The 2,178-nt window shown below is 47.8% G+C and carries 1 protein-coding gene; it reads right to left on the bottom strand.

Going from position 1 to position 2,178, the window contains the following annotated elements; all coding sequences use genetic code 11:
• Positions 1 to 2,178 (bottom strand): amino acid adenylation domain-containing protein (locus J7623_RS31700; protein WP_291929404.1); only part of this gene is annotated, 2,178 nt, incomplete at both ends.

The following is a 2,178-nucleotide window of genomic DNA, read 5'->3' as shown; positions in this document are numbered from 1 at the left end:
GAAATATCGCTGCCGGTATAATGCTCTATGGTGGCCCGTAAACGATAATATAACAACCCTGTTCCACAACCCAGCTCCATCACGCGGCGCGGGTTTCCTGACTCCGTTACCCTGATAATATCATCCAGCCATGCCTTCATGTCGCCCGCGCTGATAGCAGTGCCGGTGAAACTATCATTCCAGCCACGGATATCAAATGTTTCATCTACGGGACCGTTGTTATCTACTTCACTGTATTCTGCTTCGTATAATTCCTGCCAGCCTGATACATGTTTTTCATACAATCCGCGCTCTTTCTCTTTCACCGCCTCTCCGGATGGCACGTAATAGCATACCAGTTTATTATCTTCCGCCACATCACGTTTCACCACCACGGCGCTGGTTAATACTTCGGGTAATTCATTGATGGCGGCTTCCACTTCTCCGGGCTCTATCCGGTAACCTCTTACTTTCACCTGGTCATCGCGGCGTCCGAGGTATTCGATGTTGCCATCCGGCAGCCATCGGGCCTGGTCGCCACTACGATATAACCTTCCGGCGCCATAAGGGTTGTTGATGAATTTAGCAGCACTCAATTCCGGTTGGTTCAGGTAACCACGTGCTACCTGGATACCGCCTATAAACAGTTCACCGGAGGCTCCTTCCGGCAATACATTCAATTGATCATCGAGAATATACAAACTGGTATTCCATACCGGTTTTCCGATGGGCACCACCTCCGTTATTCCCGCCGGCGCAGTCCAGCAGCTTACGTCGATGGCTGCTTCCGTAGGGCCATATAAGTTATGTAACCCTATATCGCCCAGTTTATCGCGGAACTGCTTTACATGCGCAGGCTTTAATGCCTCACCACTACACAGCACCCGGCGTAAAGGAAATATTTCTCCTGCATCTATACTATCGCAGAACACGCCCAACATAGAAGGTACGAAATGGATAGTAGTGATTTGTGCATTTTTTATTAACTGTTTCAAGTAATAAGGATCCTGTTGTCCCCCCGGTGCTGCAAACACCAGACGACTACCGGCTATCAGCGGCCAGAAAAGCTCCCACACGGATACGTCGAAACAATAGGTGGTCTTTTGTAATATGGCATCTGAGGGAGCCAGGCTGAAGTAAGCCTGTGTCCACAGCAAACGATTCACTACGCCGCGGTGTTCATTCATCACCCCTTTAGGGCGACCGGTACTACCGGAAGTATAAATTACATAAGCCAGGTGATCCGGGCGTAACTGAGTAACCACTGGTTCATCTGGACTGTCAGACAACCACGAAGCAGTGTCATTCATATCCAATACTTCCACATCTTTGTGCGTACGAAAGTTATAGGCATAAGCACGATTGCTTAAAACTATCTTCGCGTTGGTATCTCCCAAAATATAATCAATACGGGTGGATGGGTATGATGGATCTACCGGCACATAGGCGGCTCCTGCTTTTAAAATACCTAACAAGGAAACGATCATATCCAGGCCACGATCCAGGCATACGGCTACCAGTTCATCTTCCACCACTCCTTTCTTTCTCAGGTATTGGGCCACGCGGTTGCTTTGTTTATCCAACTCTCCGTAGCTCAAACTTTCATCACCATACACGATTGCCGTAGCGTCGGAATTCAGCGTTACACGCTCTGCAAACATATCTACGATAGTGCGGTCATTCCCAATATCAACGAAAGTGTTATTGAATCCTGACAAAAGCTGGTCTTTTTCTTCCGGCGATAATAGCTGCAACTGGTCCACCGCCTGCCAACGATCCCTTAATATATCCAGCAACAGGCATTCGTAATGCTGCTGCATTCTTTCAATAGTAGATATGTCAAACAGGTCGGTGCAATAAGTAAAGGATAACAGCAGACCATTGGCAGACTGGCGGATATCGAGCGATAGATCCATCTGGGCATTGCCCCCAATTCCTTCGTAACCTTGCAGTGTTAATCCGCCCAGGTCAAGATCTCCAGCCGATGGCATATTTTCCAACTGAAACTTCACGTCAAATAACGGATGACGACTCAGGTCACGACGCTGACCAGTTACTTCCACTACCTTCTCAAATGGCACCTCCTGGTTGGCATAAGCCTGTAACATCATTTCTTTTACCCGCGATAATAAGCTGGTATAAGTTTCTCCTCCACGTACTTCAATACGGCAAATAAGCGTGTTTACAAAGAAGCCTATC

The sequence above is a fragment of the Chitinophaga sp. genome (assembly GCF_017745275.1).
Lineage (GTDB): Bacteria > Bacteroidota > Bacteroidia > Chitinophagales > Chitinophagaceae > Chitinophaga.
Note: the sequence above shows the minus strand (reverse complement) of the source record. Positions and strands in the feature narration are given on the sequence as shown.